Origin of the sequence: Paractinoplanes abujensis (genome assembly GCF_014204895.1) — a bacterium.
In the GTDB taxonomy this organism is placed as follows: Bacteria; Actinomycetota; Actinomycetes; order Mycobacteriales; family Micromonosporaceae; genus Actinoplanes; species Actinoplanes abujensis.
On sequence record NZ_JACHMF010000001.1, the window covers coordinates 2,845,822 to 2,865,209 of the forward strand.

Below are 19,388 nucleotides of genomic sequence, written 5' to 3' on the forward strand. Positions count from 1 at the left end.
CCGCGACGAAGTGGCCCAGCCGGCCAGCATCTCCACCGACTGCTACGCGTGCCTCGAGCAGTGCCGCGGCGCCAACCCGTCCGAGGAGATCGTGGCGGCCCCGCCTCCACGACGTGCCGGTGTGCGTGCTCACCTCGGGCACTTGCTGCTCGTGCAGCTGCTGCCCCAGGTCACCGACCGGGGCCGCGTGGTGTTCACCGCGAGCGGCACCCACGACCCGGACACCCTGAACGGGCGGCTCGCCGGCAAGACTGTCGAACCGGGCGCCGTCGCCTTGGCGTACGCGAGAACGCTGTCCGCCGGTAAGCGCTACTCGACATCGAAACTGTGCACGGCGATGTACGCGTACGGGCTGGATCGGCGGCTGCGCAAGGCCGGCAGCGCCATTTCCTCGGTCGCTTACGACTCGGGGGCCGTACCGGAAACCGGTTTTCTTCGCGAAATGCCCCGGCCCGTGCAGCGGTTGCCGACCAGCGCCGCAACGAAAACGGTGTCCGGACGAATCGGCGTGATCACGTCCGACGTCGACGAACAGCGCGCGGCGAAACTGTGGGACGACTCCCGCCGGCTCGTGCGGCTCACCGCCGACGAGGAGCCCGCCCCACTGCGCTGAATGCGTACGGTCAGCCCTGCTTGGTGCAGGTGAGGACGATCAAAGTGTCCAGGGCCAGCTTCGTGCCGGCCTTCGCCGACTGCTTCGTGACCGTCCAGTTCTGCGGCAGCACCACCCAGGTGTCGCCCTTGTCGGCCGAGCCGAACTCGACGCGGGTGAAACCCAGCTGCTTGAGCCGGTCGGCGGCCACCGCGGCGTTCTCGCCCCGCAGGTTCGGCACCGTGGCGGTGGCCGGCTTGGGCGGCGTCGTGACGGTGGCCGGCTCGGGCGGCGTCGTGACGGTGGCCGGCTTGGGCGGCGTCGTCACGGTGGCCGGCTCGGGTGGCGTGGTAATGACCGGGGACGAGGGCACTGACTCGGGCTCGGCGGCGAGAGTGGCCGCAGGCGCGGCGACCCCGGTTGTGGCTTTCTCATCGTCATCGCCGAAAGCGGCGGCGATGACCCCGCCGAAACAACAGAGGCCGAGCACGCCACCGACGACGGTCAGGACGACCTTCCCGTTCTTCTTCTTGGCCGGCGGCGGCGGAACGGGCTGACCGTACGCCGCGGGCGGCTGATATCCCGGCGGCTGGGACCACCCGTGGTCCGACGGCGTCGAGGGGTATTGAGGACCGACCGGATCACCGTTCGGCGGCGGACTGGAATACGACATTGCACTCTTTCACGAACTGATCACATGGCGCATGATCCTTGGCCCAAGACCAAGATCATCTGTCTTGAGGCCCATCTAATCCGCCTCGAAGATGCTCGCGAGTAGTCCGTTCGGCCAATTCCCTGAGACGCCACTCACAACGTCCATTGAGGAGGCCCGCATCGCAATACCTGAGTTTACTGTTCCATCGATTTCTCTTCGTTTCGCGGGCCCTGAATCTCAGTCGCCGACTCCACCTCGAATGCCTTCAATACGGCTTGCCATTGCTCCCGAGTCAGGTCGCTTCCCTGTTCCTCACGAGCCTTCTGCAGCGCCTCATATTGCTCCGGGCTGAGAAACATGACATTTTCCGGCACATCGTCCGCCAAGCCGCCATCCGGCACCCGGGAGTCATCCCCATTCCGCACGCGGAAACGATATTCCGCCCGCCCGCCCACCTTCAGACCGGGCCGGGTGTCCCCAGCCAGCCGAGGCTTCCGGGACGAGCCCGCGTCTTGGGCAGGCAGGCGGTCTTGGGCAGGCAGGCGGTCTTGGGCAGGCAGGCGGTCTTGGGCGGGGCGGCGGTCTTGGGCGGTCGGCGGTTTGGGGCGGGTCGGCGGTCTGGGGCGGGTAGGCGGTCTTAAGCGAAACGTCTCGGGCGGAGGCGGCGTCATGAGCGGGCCGGACGCCTCGAGTGCTCGGACGCTTCAGGAGGGCCTGTGTCACAGGCGGCTCGTGCGCCTCAGGCCGGGCGTCCGGGCGGGCCGGACGCCTCGAGCGGGTCAAAGCAAAGGCCGACCTGGGGCCTCGAGCTGAACGGGGGCCTCGGGCTGAATGAGCACTTCAGGCGTCTCGGCAGTCCCCACGTCTCGGTAGGCGCCGCGCCGCGTCTCGGGCAAGCCCGCGTCTCAGGCAAGCCCGCGTCTCGGGCAAGCCCGCGTCTCAGGCAAGCCGGCGGCTCGGGCAAGCCCGCGTCTCAGGCAAGCCGGCGGCTCATTGGCGTGCCTCCGGATCGACACGTTGTCTCCGGCCCGTGACGGCGGCCTTGCTTCAGCCGGCGACGCTCTGCAGGACCACCAGCGTCATCAGCGTGCCGATGGCCCCGGCGACGATGCCGAAGACGGCGCGGCCCCGGCCGTGCACCCCGGGCTCACGGGCCGACCGGACGACCGCCCAGATGCCGAGGCCGAGCGCGAACGGGCCGAGCACCCACACGACCAGCCCGACCAGGCCGAGATAGCCGGCCGCGATCGACTGCCAGCTCCGGCCCGTCGGCAGTAGCCAGTGCACAGGATCGTTCGGCGTGGCACCGACCCCGGGACGGGCCGCCGGTGACGAACGGCTCGGACTCGGGGGCGGTAAGCCCGGATACGGCGGTGGCGGGCCGGGGCTCAGGTACGGCGGGGGTGGCCCGGCGGTCGCATACGGCGCCGGACCGGGGTTCCCGTACGGCGATGGCGGACCGGCGCTCGCCAAGGCCGACGAGGGGTCGGTGCTCGCGTACGGCGGGGGCGGGACGGAGCTCCCGTACAGCGGCGGCGGGACGGAGGTCCCGTACGGCGGGGCCGAGCCGGCGGGCGCATACGGCGACGACGGTGGGCCGGGGCTCCCGTACGGCGGTGGCGGGCCGGGGTTCGGGTGCGCCGGGTAGGTGACCGCCTGCGCGGGGGCGCCGCAGCGGGAGCAGTACGCGGCCTGAACCGGCAGACCCGTGCCACAAGTGGTGCAGAACGACGCGCCGCTCATGGGCTGAACATAATCCGCGCCGGGGGCCGCCGTGTTCATATCGGCCGAGCTCTCGTCGCGCAGGCTGACCGGCTGGGGTCAGGCCGGTGGGCTGGGGCGGCGGGTGTCGGGCGGCTCCGCCCGGGCGGTGCCGGGGACGCTCGGCGCGCATCGAAAGCTGCCCGCGTCCGGCACGTGCGGCACACCGGGCCGGCGGAACCGGGCCGGTGTGCCACTGCGGGGGTCAGGCGCGGCGGGCGTAGGCGCGCAGGGCCAGGGGCACGAAGACGATCAGCAGGCCGGCCATCCAGGCCAGGGTGAGCAGCAGGTGGTGGGCCACCGGGCCGCCGATCAGCAGGCCGCGGATCGAGGCGACCAGCGGCGTGATCGGGTTGACGTGGACGAAGGCCTGCAGCCAGCCGGGCAGCGTGTCGGTGCCGACGAAGACGTTGCTGCCGAAGCCGAGCGGGAAGACCAGCAGGAACATCACGCCTTGGACGGCTCCCGACGTACGGACGATCATGCCCACCCAGACCGAGATCCAGCAGAAGCACAGGCCGAAACCGACGGCCAGGGCGACCGCGGCCACGGCGGGCACGAAGCCGGTTTCGACGCGGAAGCCCATCACGTAGCCGAAGCCCAGCATGACCGCGCACACGGTCAGGTAGCGCACGATGTCGGCCGCGACCGCGCCCACCAGCGGGGCCGAGCGGGACACCGGCAGGGAGCGGAACCGGTCGAACACGCCTTTCTCGATGTCGGCGTTGAGGTTCTGGCCGAGCGCGATGCCGCCCATCGCCAGTGACTGCGCGAGCAGGCCGGGCAGCAGGAACTGCAGGTAGGCCCCGCGGTTGCCGCCGGCCAGGGCGCCACCGAACAGGTACGTGAAGAGCAGCAGGAAGATGACCGGCTGCAGGGTGACGTCGATCAGGGCTTCGGGCGTACGGATGGTCTTGATCAGGCTGCGCCGGGCCAGGGCCACGCTGTGGCGCACGAGGGCGGCCAGCGCGCCGCCGCGGGGCTTGTCGATGTCGCCGGTGATGGTGCGAACGGGCACGTCGAGGGTGGTCATACGAGCTCACCTTCCTTGGCGGTGGAGCCGGCCGGGGTGCCCTCGGTCAGCGAGTGGAAGACCTCGTCGAGGCTGGGCAGGTGCAGGCCGAGGTCGACGACTTCGACCCCGGCTTGACGCAGCGCGGGCACGACCACGTCGAGGGCCAGGTCGTCCTTGACCGGCACGCTGACCGCGCCGGGGCGGGCGCCGGCGGCCGTGTCGGCGGACGCGGTGGTGCCGGGTGCGGCCACGGCGTCGAGGATCCGCAGCGCGTCGGGCACGCGGGCCGGGTCGGCCGGGCGTACGCGCAGGGTCAGCCCACCCACGCGCCGTTTGAGGCCGTCGGAGTTGTCGTGCGCGATGACCCGGCCGTGGTTGACGACCACGATCTCGTCGGCCAGCGCGTCCGCCTCCTCCAGGTACTGGGTCGTGAGCAGCACGCTCGCGCCCTGCGCGACCTGGTCGCGTACGACGCCCCACATGTCTTCGCGCTTGGCCGGGTCGAGACCGGTGGTCGGCTCGTCGAGGAAGATCACCTCGGGGTGGCCGACCAGGCTCGCTGCCAGGTCGAGCCGGCGGCGCATGCCACCGGAGTACGTCTTGGCGGGCCGTCCCGCCGCCTCGGCCAGGTCGAACCATTCGAGCAGTTCGGCCGCACGCTTGCGCGCGTCCCTGGCCGGCAGGTCGAGCAGCCGGCCGATCAGCACCAGGTTCTGGGTGCCGGTGAGGTCCTCGTCGACGCTGGCGTACTGCCCGGTCAGGCCGATCCGCCGGCGCACCCGCGCCGGCTGTTTGAGCACGTCGATGCCGGCCACCTCGGCGTAGCCCTCATCGGGCCGCAGCAAGGTGGCCAGGACGCGTACGGCTGTGGTTTTGCCGGCGCCGTTCGGGCCGAGCACACCCAGCACCGTTCCGCGCCGCATCGCCAGGTCCACCCCGTCGAGCGCCTGCGTCCGGCCGAATCGCTTGCGCAGCCCCTCCGCGCGCACCACGAGATCGCTCATGATGGTTCCGTCCCCTCCGTCGCGGGCAGCGCAGTGTGACGGCTGCCCTCGGCGCAAAGACTCGCGCCTGGCGCTGACAGCGCACGCACATGGCGCTGACACGGCCTGACACGGCGCTGTTCTCGCAGCTAACGGCGGCGGTGTGAGCCCTTGCGGGGTTTCGCCGTCCACATCACGAGCGCGCCGATCAGCAGCACGATGGGCAGCGCGGCCACCCACAGCAGCGGCGAGACCGGCTCGTCGGCGGGCTCGTTCGCCCGTGACCCGGCCCGGCGGGCCGGTGCCGGCGCCGCCTCGGCGGGCTTGGTGGACGGTTTGGCCGCGGCGGCGCGCAGGTCGGCGCCGATCACCGACAGGATCCAGGGGGCGACCGCGTCGACCCGGGCCGAGGTGTCGGCGCCGGTGTGCGGGCAGTCGGGGCCGCGGCTGACCACCCCGATGACGGTGGGGGCGCCGGTCGGGCCGCCGGTGAAGTAGGGCCCGCCGGAGTCGTGCTCGCAGGCGCTGGTGTCGTCGCGCGGGGCCTCGCCGATGACGCCCATCTCGAGCTTCGACGTCGACGTGATCTTGAACTGGCCGGTCTGCAGGCGCAGGGTCGTCTGCTTGGCCTTGCCGTCGGTCAGGCCGAAACCGACGAGCCGCACCACTTGGCCCTTGACGGGTTTCTTCCGGTTGAGCCGCATCAGCGGGATGCCTGTGACGGGCCGGTCGAGGCGGGCCAGCGCGATGTCGGCGTCCCCGTGCTGACGCACCTCGACGACATTCGCGCTGAAACCCGCCGTACCGGATAGGTCCGCTCTTCCGATCGTGGCGACCGTGCGGTCCGCGACCGGGCGCGACACCCGGCGATCGTTCTCGTCCTTGAAGCAGTGGCCCGCGGTGAGCACCCAGCGGGGCGAGATGAGCCCGCCCGAGCAGGAACTGTTCCGCTTGCCGCCGTCCTTGGTGGGGATGCCGATGTCGGTCAGCTTCACCGCGAACTCGTACTGTCCGTCGGCGACGTCCTCACCGTTGGCGATCGCGTGGGCCGGCGTGCCCCACGCCCCGGCGCCCACCGCGGCCACCAGCGCGACGACGACCCTCGACAGCGATCTCATCGGCGACTTCATCGTTGACGAGGGTAGTCACAAACCGCAAATTACGGACCGCGCTGATCCTGTCGCGCGGGGTCAGGAGCGGATCCACTCCAGCAGGTCGGCGTTGATGGTGTCGGCCTGGGTGGTGGGCATGCCGTGCGGGAAACCGGCGTACGTCTTGAGCGTGCCGTTCTTCAGCAGGGCCGCCGAAAGCGGAGCCGAGTCGGCATACGGGACGATCTGGTCGTCGTCGCCGTGCATGACCAGAACCGGGACCGTGATCTTCTTGAGGTCCTCGGTGAAGTCGGTCTGGCTGAACGCGACGATGCCGTCGTAGTGAGCCTTCGCGCCGCCCATCATGCCCTGCCGCCACCAGTTCTCGATGATGGCCTCGGACGACTCGACACCGTCGCGGTTGAAGCCGTAGAACGGGCCGGACGGCAGCGCCCGGTAGAACTCCGACCGGTTCGCCGCCAGCTGCGCCTGCAGGTCGTCGAAGACGCTCTTGGGCAGGCCGCCCGGGTTGCTCTCGGTCTGCACCATCAGCGGTGGCACCGCGCTGATCAGCACGCCCCGCGCCACCCGGCTCTCACCGTGCCGGGCGATGTAGTGCGCGACCTCGCCGCCACCGGTCGAATGCCCGACGTGAATCGCGTCGTGCAGGTCGAGATGCGCGGTCAGCGCGGCCAGGTCGTCGGCGTAGTGGTCCATGTCGTGACCGTCGCTGACCTGGGTGGACCGCCCGTGCCCCCGGCGGTCGTGCGCGATGACCCGGTAGCCGTTCTGCACGAAGAACAGCAGCTGCGCGTCCCAGTCGTCGGCCGACAGCGGCCACCCGTGACTGAAGACGATGGGCTGCCCGCTCCCCCAGTCCTTGTAGAAGATCTCGACGCCGTCGTTCGTCGTCACGTAAGGCATATGGGACTCCCCCTCGCGGTTGGTGCTTTGCCACCTCAAGCTATGCCGGGAGCGTGCCCACAGACCAGAACACGTGATGAACAACTACTTCCCCGTACGCCGGTCAGCGGCCGCGGCGCGCCACGAAGCCCGACTCGTACGCGAGCACCACCGCCTGCACCCGGTCGCGCAGGGAAAGCTTGGTCAGGATGCGGGCGACGTGCGTCTTGACCGTCGTCTCGGCCACCACCAGTTCGGCCGCGATCTCCGCGTTGGACAACCCCCGCGACATGGCCCGCAGCACATCGCGCTCGCGGTCGGTCAGCGCCGCCAGTTCGGGCGGTGGCCCCGCAGGCGCGGCCGGGGCGGCGAACCGCTCGACCAGCCGGCGCGTGATGGACGGCTCGATCAGCGAATCGCCCGTGGTCGCCGCGCGCACCGCGGCGATCAGCCGGCTGGACGGTGCGTCCTTGAGCAGGAAGCCGGCCGCCCCCGCGCGCACCGCCCGGTAGACGTACTCGTTCTGGTCGAAGGTGGTCAGCACGACGACCGTGGGCGGGTCGGGCCGGCGCAGGATCTCCTCCGTGGCGCCCAGGCCGTCGAGCTCGGGCATGCGGATGTCCATCAGCACCACGTCGGGCTCCGCGAGCTGGGCCTGCCGGACCGCCTCGGTGCCGGTACCGGCCTCGGCCACCACTGTGATGTCACCTTCGGCTTCCAGGATGACGCGGAACCCCGTACGGACCAGGGTCTGGTCGTCGGCTATCAGCACCCGGATCACACCTGCGATTGTGCCGAACCGGCGGGCGCCGACGGGTCATCCCTGCGGAGGATGCCGTCCGCCGACTTCGTCCTCGAGGCCGACGAAGGCTACCCCCGCCGATCCCTAGCGTTCGGGAAAACGACGAGGGAGCAAGCGATGAAGAAGACCGACTGGATACTGGCGACACTGCTCACCGCGGCCGGCGCGCTGCTCATGGCCGGCAACGTCAACGGGCTCGACGAGGAGTCCCTGGCCCATCCGACGGAGAGCCGATCGTAGTTCATGCTGCCGGTGTTCCTGCTGGCCACCGCGCCGATCCTGGGGCGGCGGCGGAACGTCCTGGCCGTCGTCGGAGCGTCGGTGGCCGCGATGGCGGTCCACCTGGTGGCGTTCGGCTGGGTCACCCGGTGCGGCGTCGGGCTGCCGTTGGCGTTCGCCCTGTCGTACGCGGTGGCGCGCTTCGCCGGGAATCGGCGGAACCAGGCGATCGGGTCGGCCGGGGTGGCCGCGCTGATCCTGCTCGTGCTGGCGCAGGACACGTCGATCGGTGGGCTGCCGGGCGGCCTGGAGATAGCCCTGCCGGGCGCCGCACTGTTCTACGGCATCGGGTTCTACGTGCAGAAACGGGCCGATCGACGGGTTGCCAACGCGCCGGTGCCTGCGGTGGCCTGAAACCATGAAGGCCGTCGACTGGTTGGTCGCGGGCGTGCTGACCGCGCTCGGTGTCGTGCTCATGGGCTACGGAGTCACGACCGACGACGCGGCGTTCGCCCGCGAGGTGGCGGCCGGTGCGGCGGTCCACACGCTCGACTCGCACTCGGTGTGGATGGTCCCGTTGTTCGCCGCCGCCACGGTCCCGATGCTGTGGTGGCGGCGCAGCGTGCTGGTCGTCAGCGTGATCGCGCTGGCCGTGATGGTGCTGCACGACCTGCTGTTCGGCTGGGTGACCCGGTGCGGCGCGGGGCTGCCCCTGGCGTTCGTGCTCACGTTCCTCGGTGCGCTTTCCCACCCCCGTACGAAGGCCTGGTTCGTCTTGGCCGTCACCGTGCTGCTGTGTTACGCCGTCCTGGTGGTCGACGCGTCGGCCGGGCCCGGCACCATGGTCCTGGCCGTGCCGGTGGCGCTGCTCGTGTTCGGTGTGGGCCGGGCGGCCCGGCACCGCAGCGCGCTCAACCGGGAGTTGCAGCGCCGCGACGAGGAGCTGCGGCAGTTGCGCGACGAGCGGGCCGCGCTGGTGGTGGCCGACGACCGGGCCCGGTTGTCGCGGCAGTTCGACGGGCTGCTGCAGGAACGGCTCGACCGCATCGGCCGGGCCGCCGAGTCGGCCGGCGGTCTGGAACCGGCCCGCAGCCGGGAACTGCTCGAGCAGATCGAGGCGGACAGCCGGCAAACCATGGACGACATGCGCGAAGCGGTGGGCCTGCTGCGGGGCGGCGAAGCCGACCTCACCCCCTCGCCGACGTTCGCCCACCTGGAGGCGCTGCTGGCCGCGGATGCCCGCCTGACGGTCACCGGGGATCCGCGGGCGCTGCCGGCCACGGTGGAGTTGTCGGCCTTCCGGATCGTCGAATCCCTGGCCGGGGCGTTGCACGGTCTCGACGTGGCGATCCGGTTCTCCGACGAGGCGCTGCAGATCCGGGTGAACGGCGCCGCCGGCCGGGGCGGGAAGGTCCGCGCGGCGGTGACACGGGCGCGGGAACGGGCCCGGCTGCTCGGCGGCTCGGTCGACGTGAAGGTGGCCCGCGGCCGGGTGCTGGTCGTGGCCCAACTGCCGGTGCTGAGCTGAATGCCGGAGAAGGCGGCGATCGCGGTCCTGGTGACCGGGGTGGTCGTGGTGCCGACGGCGATCGCGGGGCGCTGGAGCCCGCTGACCGTGCTGCTGGTCGCGGCAGGCCTCACCCTGCTCGGATGGCGTGAACGGCCGCGGCTGGTCACGGCGGCCGGGGGCACGCTGTGGCTGGCCGGGGCGCTGGTGGCCGGTGACCGCTGGTTCCCCGATCCGGCGCTGGTCATCATGGCGATGCTGGCCGGGGTGGCGGCGCTGGCGTTCGGTGGGCGGGCGGCCTGGGCGGCGGGCGCGGGCCTGGTGGCGTACCTCGGGCTGCTCTGGTCGATCGTGGACTCGTCGTGGGTGGCGCTGGCCATGTTCAGCGTGCCGGCCTTCGTGGCGGGCACCGTGTTGCGTCTGCGCCGGGAAGCCGCGCGGCAGCTCGCCGAGCGCGGGCGCGAGCTGGAACAGGAACGGGAACTGTTCGCCGAACTGGCCCTGCGGCACGAACGCACGCGGATCGCGGCCGAACTGCACGACATCGTCGGCCACGCGATCAGCGTCATGATCATTCAGGCCGCGGCCGGGCAACGGCTCGTCGGGCGCGACCCCGAACGGGCGGCCGCGGCGTTCGACGCGATCGCCGCATCGGCCCGGCAAGGACGAGCCGACCTGCAACGCCTGATCGACCTGCTCGGCGGCACCGAGGTGGGTGCACCCGACCTGTCGCTGATCGAGGAAGTGGTGACCCGGGCGGCCCGCCACGGGCTCGACGTGACGTGCCGCTTCGAGGGCGCCCGGGACGGGGTGGCGGCGCCGGTTGCGCACATCGCCTTCCGGGTGGTGCAGGAAGGGCTGACCAACGCGTTGCGGCACGCGCCCGGGACCGCGGTCCGTGTCGTTGTCACGGGGGTGGAGCGGGGGTTGGCCGTACGGGTGGAGAACGGGGCGCCGGGGCGCGAACCGTTGGAGCTCGGGGGTGGTGGGCGGGGACTGTCCGGGCTGCGGGAACGGGTGCTGGAGGTGGGGGGCAGCTTTTCGGCGGGGCCGGTGGCGGGCGGGGGCTGGGTGGTGGAGGCGGCGTTCCGGGGATAGGGGGCGGCACTACCATGCGCGCATGAGCAGACCCGCGGGGATCGCGTTCGCAGCCGGCTTGGGGGCGTTGGCCGGGGCCGCGCTGGCGAGGCGGCGCCGGGTGGCCGGGGCGTTGGGCGGGGCGGCCGTGCTGGCGGCGGTCGAGGGGGTGGCCCGGGCGCGCCCGCGCCCCGGCGAGGTGCCGCCCTGGTGGTCGCGGGTGGTCATGAGCGGCGCGGTGGCGGCGCAGACCGGGTGGGTGACCAAGGCCGGGCCGCTGCCGGTGGGTCTGGTGGCGGGCGCGGCGGCCGGCGCGATCGGTCTGCGGCCGCAGAAGGTGGCGCTCGGCCCGGTGGTCGGGGCGGTTGCCGGCGCGGCCTGGCGGGCGCGGCGGGACGCCAACCCGGCCGCGGTGGCGGCGACGGCCGTGGTCGGTTTCCGGGTGTTGTCGGCGCTGTTGTTCCGTGACGCGCAGATCGATCTGCTGGCCGAGCGGGTCGCGGCCGCGGAGTTGCCGTTCGTCGTGCCGCTCGAGGCCCGTACGGGCTATGTCGGCACCGGCTACGTGCGCGGGCTGGCCGAGGTGCTGGGCGGGAAGTATCAGGCCGACGCGGCGGACGTGGGGATCGTGGCCTCGCTCGACGACCTGGCGGGCCCGCAGTTCGCGCCCGGCCGGGTCGATCCGCTGGTGCGTGAGTTCTACGAGCACACCACCCGGTTCCAGCTCGACATCGTGCCCGAGTGGAAGCTCTGGGTGCGGCCGGGTTATCTGCTGTACCGCACGCTCGTGGCGCGGCCGCTGGGGCAGGCCAACGTGCCGATGAATCAGCGGGAGACGCTGCGCGGGGTGCGCAGCCGCATCGACACGATCACCCCGGACGGCGCGGACCTGATCGGCGTACGGGGGTGGATCCGGTCCTTCGCCGACACCGACGAGCCGATCTATGTGGGCATCTACACGACCTACCGGCACGAGGACCGGGGCTTCGTCAGTGTCGGGTTCCCGGTGCCGCAGGGCAGTTTCACGGCCACCCTGCTGCCGTTGCCCCGCCCGGGTGGCGGGCTCGTGCTGACCAGCCGCAGCGAGCTCGCCCACCCGGGCCACTACCTGACCTTCATCGACCCGGGGAGCCGCGAGCTCACCACTCTCGCCGTGCACGGGTTCGCCGAACAGCTCGACGTCTTCGTGGAGAGTCAGGAGCTCCGGGCCGAGCATTCCTTTTCCCTGTACGGGATGCCGTTCCTCACGCTGCACTACACGATCCGCCGCAAACAGTGAGGCCGGAAGCGACTACTGACCGAAGGCGACCTCGGCCGGGGCGACGCGGGGGCCGACCCGCCAGGCGTAGGCCACCACCCCGGCGACGAACAGCACGATCGCGGTGACCGCGGCGGTCTCGCTGCCGGCCGGCTGGATCAGCAGGAACGGCGCTTCCTTCCAGCCCGGCTCGGACAGGCCGCCGAGCAGGATCTGCAGGACGGCCCAGCACAACGGCAGCTGCCAGGACACCCGGATGCCGAAGAGGGCGACACCCAGGGCGATCAGCCCGGTCAGCGCGGCCACGTTGCGCAGCACCGTGCCCGGCGGGCCGAACCAGGCGCCGGTGGCCGCGCTGGCCAGCAGCGGCACCGACGTCAGGGCGGCGAAGGCGATCACGTGCAGGGCCCGCCGCGGCGGCCAGTTCAGGGCGGCGCCCGACTCCAGCGAGTCGTCGTCGCCGGCCATCGTCGGGATCAGCGGGGCCAGGGCCAGCAGGACGGTCATCAACGCCAGGCTCTCGTTGATGTCGCGCCGGTCGGTGAACAAACCCCAGCCGCCCCACACCAGCACGACCGCGCCCACCGACACCAGCAGTGCCAGCGGCAGGCGCCGGGACCGCACGTACAGGGTGAGCCAGCGCATCACGCGGACGCCTTGCCGGTGAGGATGGCCACCTGATCGGTGTCGCCGCAGCTCAGCGCGGCGTCGCGCATCGCCGCAACCCGGCGGATCTGCTCCTTCTCGGGCGCGGCGCGCAGGGCGGCCAGGACCTCCTTCATCTGCTGCTGCATGTCGGGGTAGCGGTCGCTGCCGTCGTCGACGCCGGTGAGCTCGTCGGTGCCCATCAGCCAGGCCCCGGCCGCGTGCCCGGCGACGACGTCCCAGCCCTGCTGGCACCCGTTCCAGTAGGTGCCCGCGCCGACGACGATGTTCTCGACCAGCTGCTCGCTGATCTTGTTGTCGTCCAGCACCAGGTCGAAGTTGAGCGTGCCGGGCTCGGGCCGGGTCGTGCCGCCGTTCATCCAGTTGGCGTCCTCGAAGCCGTAGACCTCGTCGGCGCGCCACTCGGCGGCCTTGGTCGGGGCGCCGGGCAGCTTCGCGAGCAGCTTCATCGCCTTGCGGACCTGGGGTGCGGCGTCGTCCAGGACGTACGCGTGGACCGCGGTCACACACACCTGCGGGGCGCCGTCGGCGCACACCAGCTTCTGCGCGCCGGCGTCGATACGGTAGTGGTCGGTCTGCTTCGTGCCCGGCACCACGGCGGCGCCGGCGAAGGCGACTGCCATGACCGCCACGGCGGCCACCCGGGGCAGCCAGCTGCGGCCCGTGGCGAGCAGATAGCCGCCGCCGGCCAGGCCCAGCCCGAGCAGCGTCCAGCCGATCAGGGTCCGGGGCGTGATGGTCTCCCAGTCGTAGCTCGGCGGCTGGCTGAACAGTGACAGGTTGCGCAGCGCCGACGTCCCGCCGGGCCCGCCCACCTCGGACAGGCCGATCTGCGCGACCAGCGCGAGCACCGCGACCAGGGGCGGCACCAGCGGGGAGGCCCACGCCCGGCCGGCCGCCAGGCCCAGCCAGACGCCGCCGATCAGCGCGAGGGTGCCGGTCAGCGGCCACAGCAGCGCCGTCAGGCCGACGTAGCTGCCCGTCATCGCGGGCATGAGCCCGGCCACGGCGAAGACCACCAGGTGGGTGAGACCGGCCGCGAGACCGACGGCGAGCAGTCCGGGCAGCAGCCGCTGGGCCTTGGGCCGCCCGGTGCTGGCGATCAGCTCGTCGGCGTGGGTGCGCTTCTCGCGCCGTCCGAGCACCGCGCCCCCGGCCAGGGCCAGCGGGAGCAGCAGGAACAACGATGTCCCGTGCAGGTAGGAGAACCGGATCCAGGTGGCGGTCCAGTCGTTGCCGGACAGCAGCAGACCGGCCAGGCTGGCCGCGATCAGCAGCAGCACCAGGGTCAGCGCGTTGGAGCGGCGCAGCTCGATGGCGATCATCCGCTTCATGCCGCGCTCCGGTGGCCGGCCAGGATGGTGCTGTAACCGCGCTCGGCCGGGCTGTCGCCGACGCCGCCGTGCTCGCCGAGGCTGATCAGCTCGGCCGGCACGCCCTGCCAGACGAGCTTGCCCAGGTTGACCATGACCACGTCGGAGCAGGCCGCGACCACGTCCTCGACGAGGTGGGTCGAGACGAGCACGCAGCTGTCGGTGCCGAGGTCGCGCAGCAGCGTGCGGAACTCGACGCGCTGCTCGGGGTCGAGCCCGACAGTAGGTTCGTCCAGCAGCAGCACGTCGGGGCTGTTGACGATGGCCTGGGCCACGCCGACGCGGCGCAGCATGCCGCCGGACAGCGTCTTGAGCCGCGAGTCGGCCCGGTCGGCCAGCCCGACCCGCTCGATCACCCGCTGCACGGCCTCGGGGATGCCGGCCTTGGGCATCTCGCGCAGCCAGGCCACGTATTCAACGTATTCGCGCACGGTGAACCGCGGGTAGAAGCCGAAATGCTGGGGCAGGTAGCCGAGCCGGGCCCGCAGCGAGCGCAGCGCCCGGCCGTCGGTGGCGTCCTCGCCGAGCAGCCGCAGCCGGCCGCCGGACGGGCGCTCGACGGTCGAGAGCGCGCGCATCAGCGTGGTCTTGCCGGCGCCGTTCGGGCCGAGCAGGCCGTGCACGCCGACGCCGAGCTTGAGGTCGAGCCCGTCGACGGCCAGGTGCTTGCCGGCCTTGACGCTCAACCGGTCGGCCTCGATGGGCCAGGCGTTGGTCGACGGACGCAACTCCGTCGCACTCACCATGCGTACCACTGTTTCCTCCAGTTATCGGGGGTTGGCGTGCCGGTAGTCGCCGGCGCGCCAGACTGCGAGAACGGTGCCGGCGAGGGCGGCCACGGCCCATCCGGGGGCGCTGGCCGGCTCGATCAGGACCGGGATGTCGGCGGTGATGACGGCGGGGGTCACGACGGCCAGGAACCAGGCGCCGCCCAGGATCGCGGCCGCCCGCACCACCCCGATCCGGCCGCCCAGCAGCAACGTGGCCGCGGTGAAGGTCAGGGCGGGCAGCAACCACAGCGCCGGTGACATGCCCAGCCGCCACCCGGCCAGGGCCAGCGGCGGGAGCACGACCGCGAGGATCACCGTGGTGCGCCGCAGCATCAGTTCCAGGCCCGCCCGGGCGGTGCCGGCCACGATCTCCCAGCCCGGGTCGCGGCGCCGGGACCAGGCGACGGCCATGCCCGCGAGCGGGGCGATCGGCGCCAGCAGCAGCACCAGCGACGGCCGCTGCGGGAACGTGCGGTCGAGGAAGAAGGCGGCAGCCACCGCGACCGCGATGGTCGCCAGCCACGGAACGAGCTCCCACATGGCCCAGCGGTGCGCGAAGTGACGCCAGGCGCGTCGCCGGACCGGCTCGGGTCCGGTACGCACCCCCCTGTCGATCATCACTTGCACGTCGTCGAGCAGGGTGGTCAGCGCGGGCGGGGCCGCCGCGGCCAGCCGGGCGCGGCAGTCGCCGCAGTTCTCCAGGTGCACCTCGATCGTCCAGACCGCGGTGTCGTCCAGGGCCGGGTCCCCGGCGGTGTAGGCGGCCAGCGAGGCGGCCGGGATGTGCTTGCTCACGACAGGGCCTCCTTCAAGGTGGTCCGGGCGCGCCGGGCCCTGCTCTTCACGGTTCCCTCGGGCAGGCCGAGGAGGATCGAGGTCTCCCGTACGGTCAGGCCGTCCAGCACCATCGCGTGCAGCACCTCGCGCAGTTCGGGGGCGAGGCGGGCCAGGGCGGCGCCGACCTCGTCGCCGATCGAGCCGGCGAGCGCCTCGTCCTCCGCGGCGGGCGTGCTGCGTACGGGAAGCTCCTCGGCCGGGGTCTCCGGGTGACGGGCCCGTTTGCGCATGGCGTCGACGAGGCGGCGGGCCGCGATGGTCCAGAGCCAGCCGGCCGCGCTGCCCCCGCCCTGCACCCCGGCGAACGAGCCGGCGGCCCGCCACACCGCCAGGTACGTGTCCTGCATGACCTCGGCCACCATGCCGTCGTCGGCGCAGCGCCGCCGCAGCCGTACGGCGAGCCAGGGCGACGTGCGCCGGTACAGCTCGTCGAACGCGGCCCGATCGGCCCGCGCGACGCGCCGCAGCAGATGCTCCTCGTCCAGCTCGGTCACTCTCACATCCGGTCAGACGACGGGGACCACCGCCACGGATCACGAGATCATGTGACGCCGGTCACACGTACGAACGTGTCCGGTCGTGTTGCCTTCTGTTGACATCACATATTTCGATGCCTCAATGTGGTCGCAACGCGCTGTTGATCGAAAGGAAACACACTCGATGCCGCGATCGCTCGTGCGACCACTTCTCCTGGCCCTCGCCCTGATAGCTTCCGTCCTCGCGGTTCCCGCCTCCGCCCAGGCCGCCGTGACCGTCAACGGCCTCAAGGGCGAGTACTTCCGGATGTCGGCGCCCGGCGCCCGCGACTTCGCGGAGCTCGGCGGCACCGTGCTCGACCCCAACATCGACCTGCCCGGCCTGGCCGGATCGTTCGAGTCGCTGACCGGCCGCACCGAGCACACGACCGCCCGCTGGACGGGCAAGCTGACCGCCCCGGCCACCGGCGACTACACGTTCTCGATGATCGGCGACAACGGGTTCCGCTTCTACCTCGACGACCAGCCGGTGATCGACCACTGGGTCGGCGACTGGGACGTCGAGCAGACCAGCGCCCCCGTGCGGCTGGTGGCCGGCGAGGCCCACGCCGTACGGATCGAGATGTTCCAGGACGTCGGCGGCGCGAACCTCTTCCTGCGGTGGGCGGGAGCCGGCATCGCCAAGCAGATCGTGCCCGAGTCCGCGTTCACCCCGCCGGACGGCTTCCAGGTCTTCCCGGTCGCCTTCACTGTCGACAAGAGCGGCACGAAGCTGACCGCGGAGTTCGACGGGCGCGTCGACACGATCGGGCAGTTCGCCGCCAAGGCCAGGGTCGAGGTCGACACCACCCCGTTCCCGATCACATCGGTGCGGCGCGAGGGCAAGAAGCTCGTCCTGATGCTCGGCGCCACCATCCAGAGGAATCAGCGCGTACGGGTCAGCTACGACGGCACCGGCGGCCTGATCGCCGGCGGCGAGACCGTCCCGGAGTTCCAGCGCTCGGCCACCAACAACTCCACGCACCGCCTGACCACCCCGTGGGGCGACAAGCTGGACAAGAAGCACCCGCTGCCCGAATACCCACGCCCCCAGCTGGTCCGCAAGGACTGGCTCAACCTGAACGGGCCGTGGGAGTTCGCCGGGGCCGAGGCGGGTGAGCAGCCGGTCTTCGGCAAGAAGCTGGCCGAGAAAATCACCGTGCCGTTCCCGGTGGAGTCGCAGCTGTCCGGCCTCGAGCGGCGCGAGGACCACATGTTCTACCGCAAGCTGGTCACCGTGCCCGGTGGCTGGCGGAACAAGCGGGTCAAGCTCAACTTCGGCGCCGTGGACTACCAGGCCAAGGTCTGGGTCAACGGCAAGCTGGTCACCGAGCACACCGGTGGCTACAACGCCTTCACGGCCGACATCACCGACGCCCTCAAACGCAGCGGGCAACAGGAGATCATCGTCGCCGTCACCGACGTGACCGGGCCCGACCAGCCCAAGGGCAAGCAGTCGCTCAACCCGGGCGGCATCGTCTACGAGCCCTCCTCGGGCATCTGGCAGACGGTGTGGCTGGAGCCGGTGGCCCCGGCCGCGATCACCGAGGTGGTCACCACCCCGACGCTGAACTCGGTGACCGTGCGCGTCAACGCGAGCGCCGCCGGCCCGGTGACCGTCACCGCCCGCGACAAGAAGGGCAAGAAGGCCGGCGAGGCTAAGGGTGTGGCCGGCACCGACCTCACCGTCAAGATCAGCAACCCGCAGCTGTGGAGCCCGGACAACCCCTACCTGTACGACCTCGACGTCGAGCTGGGCCAGACCGACAAGGTCCGCAGCTACTTCGGTCTGCGCACGGTCGAGGTCAAGAAGGTCGGCGCGTATCCGAAGCTGGTGCTCAACGGCAAGCCGATCTTCTCGCTGGCCACGCTCGACCAGGGCTTCTGGCCGGACGGCCTCTACACCCAGCCCAGCGACGCGGCGCTCAAGTTCGACCTGGTGGAGACGAAGAAGCTGGGCTTCAACGCCGTCCGCAAGCACATCAAGGTCGAGTCGGCCCGCTTCTACCGCCACGCCGACGAGCTGGGCCTGCTGGTCTGGCAGGACTTCGTCTCGTCCGACATCACCTCCACGGCCGGGCAGGAGGCGTTCCTGAGCCAGGGCCGGGAGATGATGAAGCAGCTGCACAGCTACCCGTCGATCATCGGCTGGATCGTGTTCAACGAGGGCTGGGGCGAGTGGAACCGGGAGGAGACCGGCCGCATCGCCGAGCAGATGAAGGCGGCCGACCCGTCCCGCATCCTCAACGCGCACAGCGGCGTCAACTGCTGCGCCTCCAAGGGTGACTCGGGCAAGGGCGAAGTCATCGACCACCACGACTACAACAACACCGACCCGGCCTTCCCGGACGCGACCCGCATCGCGATGGACGGCGAGCACGGCGGCTTCACGCTGCGCACGCCGGGGCACATGTGGCCCGGCCCCCCGGCCGTCATCTACAGCGGCGTCGCCGACAAGGCCGCGCTGACCGCCAAGTACGTCGACAACACCCGGCGTTTCTACCTGGAGGCGGCCGCCGCCGAGCTCTCCGGTTCGGTCTACACCCAGATCACCGACCTGGAGACGGAGCTCAACGGGCTCTGGACCTACGACCGCCGGGAGATCAAGGTCAACCCCGCTCCGGTACGGGCGATCAACCTCGAAGTCGTCGCGGCCGGCGCGAACCCGGTGACCGAGGCGTCGTACCCCGGTCGCGGCGACTGGAGCCTGGACGAGGGCAGCGGCGGCACGGCCCGCGACACCAGCGGGAGCAAGGCCGATCTGACGCTCTCCGGGAACACCGCCTGGACCGGCGGCGTACGGGGGAAGGCTCTGACGTTCGACGGTGACGGCGACTCGGCCGACACCGCCGGGCCCGTGCTCGACACCACGAAGGACTACACGGTGGCGGCCTGGGTGACGCTGGACAAGCTGCCGGGCAACTACGCGTCGGCGGTGAGCCAGGACGGCCGGGTCACCGAGAACCCGTTCTACCTGCAGTACGGGCAGGGCGCGTTCGCCTTCAGCACCCCCGGCGGCAACCGGGCCCGGCTGGCCGTCACGCCCGAGCTGAACCGCTGGTACCACCTGGTCGGCGTGCGCGAACACGCCACCGGTGAGGTGCGGCTCTACGTCGACGGGCAACGGGCGGCCGCCGTGCCGGCCGGTCCCGACGTGGTCAGCACCGGTCCGCTGGCGGTGGGCCGGGCCAAATACGCCGGCAACCGCACCGATTACTGGTCGGGCGCGGTCGACCAGGTGCACGCCTACAACCGGGCGCTGAGCGACGAGGAGGTCGCGGCCCTGCACACGGCCGAGAAACCCTGACCCCGGTTCCCGTACGAGGCGGCGGCCCGTTCCGCGCGACGCGTGGGCGGGCCGCCG

General features: G+C 71.6%; 21 protein-coding genes. 8 read left to right on the forward strand and 13 right to left on the reverse strand.

The window, feature by feature from the left end; translation table 11 throughout:
* The first annotated feature begins 10 nt into the window (after positions 1–10).
* Positions 11–613 (forward strand): Rossmann-fold NAD(P)-binding domain-containing protein, encoded by a 603-nt coding sequence (locus tag BKA14_RS12800; protein WP_184951144.1) that lies wholly within the window; start codon positions 11–13, stop codon positions 611–613.
* A gap of 10 nt (positions 614–623) precedes the next feature.
* On the opposite strand, the gene BKA14_RS12805 is transcribed toward BKA14_RS12800, so the two are convergent.
* The 3 genes from BKA14_RS12805 to BKA14_RS12815 form a co-directional block, all read right to left on the reverse strand.
* Entirely contained in the window at positions 624–1,265 is a 642-nt protein-coding gene (locus BKA14_RS12805) for a PASTA domain-containing protein (RefSeq protein ID WP_184951145.1), read from the reverse strand.
* Positions 1,266–1,441: 176 nt separating this feature from the next.
* Positions 1,442–1,672: a hypothetical protein gene (locus BKA14_RS12810; protein ID WP_184951146.1), complete on the reverse strand. Its 231-nt coding sequence runs from the start codon at positions 1,670–1,672 to the stop codon at positions 1,442–1,444.
* Positions 1,673–2,294: 622 nt separating this feature from the next.
* On the reverse strand, positions 2,295–2,534 hold the full coding sequence (locus tag BKA14_RS12815; RefSeq protein ID WP_184951147.1) for a DUF4190 domain-containing protein: 240 nt from the start codon (positions 2,532–2,534) through the stop codon (positions 2,295–2,297).
* A gap of 13 nt (positions 2,535–2,547) precedes the next feature.
* On the opposite strand from BKA14_RS12815, the gene BKA14_RS12820 reads away from it, so the two are divergent.
* Positions 2,548–2,895, forward strand: a complete 348-nt coding sequence (locus BKA14_RS12820) for a hypothetical protein (RefSeq protein WP_184951148.1) — start codon at positions 2,548–2,550, stop codon at positions 2,893–2,895.
* Between the two features lie 318 nt (positions 2,896–3,213).
* Here the strand turns inward: BKA14_RS12820 and BKA14_RS12825 are convergent, their stop codons facing one another.
* The 5 genes from BKA14_RS12825 to BKA14_RS12845 all read right to left on the reverse strand — a co-directional run bounded on the left by BKA14_RS12825 (position 3,214) and on the right by BKA14_RS12845 (position 7,781).
* Positions 3,214–4,041, reverse strand: coding sequence for an ABC transporter permease (locus BKA14_RS12825; protein WP_184951149.1), 828 nt, complete (start codon positions 4,039–4,041; stop codon positions 3,214–3,216).
* Positions 4,038–5,027, reverse strand: coding sequence for an ATP-binding cassette domain-containing protein (locus BKA14_RS12830; RefSeq protein WP_184951150.1), 990 nt, complete (start codon positions 5,025–5,027; stop codon positions 4,038–4,040). Before BKA14_RS12830 ends, BKA14_RS12825 begins: the two co-directional genes overlap by 4 nt.
* Before the next feature lie 128 nt (positions 5,028–5,155).
* On the reverse strand, positions 5,156–6,124 hold the full coding sequence (locus BKA14_RS12835; RefSeq protein WP_184951151.1) for a S1 family peptidase: 969 nt from the start codon (positions 6,122–6,124) through the stop codon (positions 5,156–5,158).
* A 72-nt stretch (positions 6,125–6,196) separates the two neighbouring features.
* Positions 6,197–7,021 carry an alpha/beta fold hydrolase gene (locus BKA14_RS12840; RefSeq protein ID WP_184951152.1) on the reverse strand — a complete coding sequence of 275 codons (825 nt, stop codon included), beginning with the start codon at positions 7,019–7,021 and terminating at the stop codon, positions 6,197–6,199.
* A 103-nt stretch (positions 7,022–7,124) separates the two neighbouring features.
* A complete protein-coding gene (locus tag BKA14_RS12845; RefSeq protein WP_184951153.1) occupies positions 7,125–7,781 on the reverse strand; it encodes a response regulator transcription factor in 657 nt (218 codons plus the stop codon).
* 138 nt (positions 7,782–7,919) lie between these two features.
* Between BKA14_RS12845 and BKA14_RS43845 the strand changes: the two genes are divergently transcribed.
* From BKA14_RS43845 to BKA14_RS12865, 5 genes are read left to right on the forward strand one after another with little or no spacing between them, the layout of a single operon-like run.
* Positions 7,920–8,042, forward strand: coding sequence for a hypothetical protein (locus BKA14_RS43845; protein ID WP_260416503.1), 123 nt, complete (start codon positions 7,920–7,922; stop codon positions 8,040–8,042).
* Between the two features lie 3 nt (positions 8,043–8,045).
* Positions 8,046–8,435, forward strand: a complete 390-nt coding sequence (locus BKA14_RS12850; protein WP_184951154.1) for a hypothetical protein — start codon at positions 8,046–8,048, stop codon at positions 8,433–8,435.
* Between the two features lie 4 nt (positions 8,436–8,439).
* The gene (locus tag BKA14_RS12855; protein ID WP_184951155.1) at positions 8,440–9,549 is read left to right on the forward strand and encodes a sensor histidine kinase; all 1,110 of its coding nucleotides are present in this window, start codon (positions 8,440–8,442) and stop codon (positions 9,547–9,549) included.
* Complete coding sequence (locus tag BKA14_RS12860; protein ID WP_184951156.1) at positions 9,550–10,626, forward strand: sensor histidine kinase; 1,077 nt, start codon at positions 9,550–9,552, stop codon at positions 10,624–10,626.
* Positions 10,627–10,648: 22 nt separating this feature from the next.
* The gene (locus tag BKA14_RS12865; RefSeq protein ID WP_184951157.1) at positions 10,649–11,884 is read left to right on the forward strand and encodes a hypothetical protein; all 1,236 of its coding nucleotides are present in this window, start codon (positions 10,649–10,651) and stop codon (positions 11,882–11,884) included.
* A 12-nt stretch (positions 11,885–11,896) separates the two neighbouring features.
* On the opposite strand, the gene BKA14_RS12870 is transcribed toward BKA14_RS12865, so the two are convergent.
* From BKA14_RS12870 to BKA14_RS12890, 5 genes are read right to left on the reverse strand one after another with little or no spacing between them, the layout of a single operon-like run.
* The gene (locus BKA14_RS12870) at positions 11,897–12,511 is read right to left on the reverse strand and encodes a hypothetical protein (protein ID WP_184951158.1); all 615 of its coding nucleotides are present in this window, start codon (positions 12,509–12,511) and stop codon (positions 11,897–11,899) included.
* The gene (locus BKA14_RS12875; protein ID WP_184951159.1) at positions 12,508–13,863 is read right to left on the reverse strand and encodes a hypothetical protein; all 1,356 of its coding nucleotides are present in this window, start codon (positions 13,861–13,863) and stop codon (positions 12,508–12,510) included. Before BKA14_RS12875 ends, BKA14_RS12870 begins: the two co-directional genes overlap by 4 nt.
* The gene (locus BKA14_RS12880; RefSeq protein ID WP_221477260.1) at positions 13,860–14,648 is read right to left on the reverse strand and encodes an ABC transporter ATP-binding protein; all 789 of its coding nucleotides are present in this window, start codon (positions 14,646–14,648) and stop codon (positions 13,860–13,862) included. The genes BKA14_RS12875 and BKA14_RS12880 overlap by 4 nt, the downstream gene beginning before the upstream one ends.
* A gap of 21 nt (positions 14,649–14,669) precedes the next feature.
* Positions 14,670–15,467 carry a zf-HC2 domain-containing protein gene (locus tag BKA14_RS12885; protein WP_184951161.1) on the reverse strand — a complete coding sequence of 266 codons (798 nt, stop codon included), beginning with the start codon at positions 15,465–15,467 and terminating at the stop codon, positions 14,670–14,672.
* Positions 15,464–16,003 (reverse strand): RNA polymerase sigma factor, encoded by a 540-nt coding sequence (locus tag BKA14_RS12890; RefSeq protein ID WP_203722781.1) that lies wholly within the window; start codon positions 16,001–16,003, stop codon positions 15,464–15,466. Before BKA14_RS12890 ends, BKA14_RS12885 begins: the two co-directional genes overlap by 4 nt.
* Before the next feature lie 166 nt (positions 16,004–16,169).
* On the opposite strand from BKA14_RS12890, the gene BKA14_RS12895 reads away from it, so the two are divergent.
* On the forward strand, positions 16,170–19,331 hold the full coding sequence (locus BKA14_RS12895) for a LamG-like jellyroll fold domain-containing protein (RefSeq protein WP_184951163.1): 3,162 nt from the start codon (positions 16,170–16,172) through the stop codon (positions 19,329–19,331).
* Positions 19,332–19,388 lie beyond the last annotated feature (57 nt).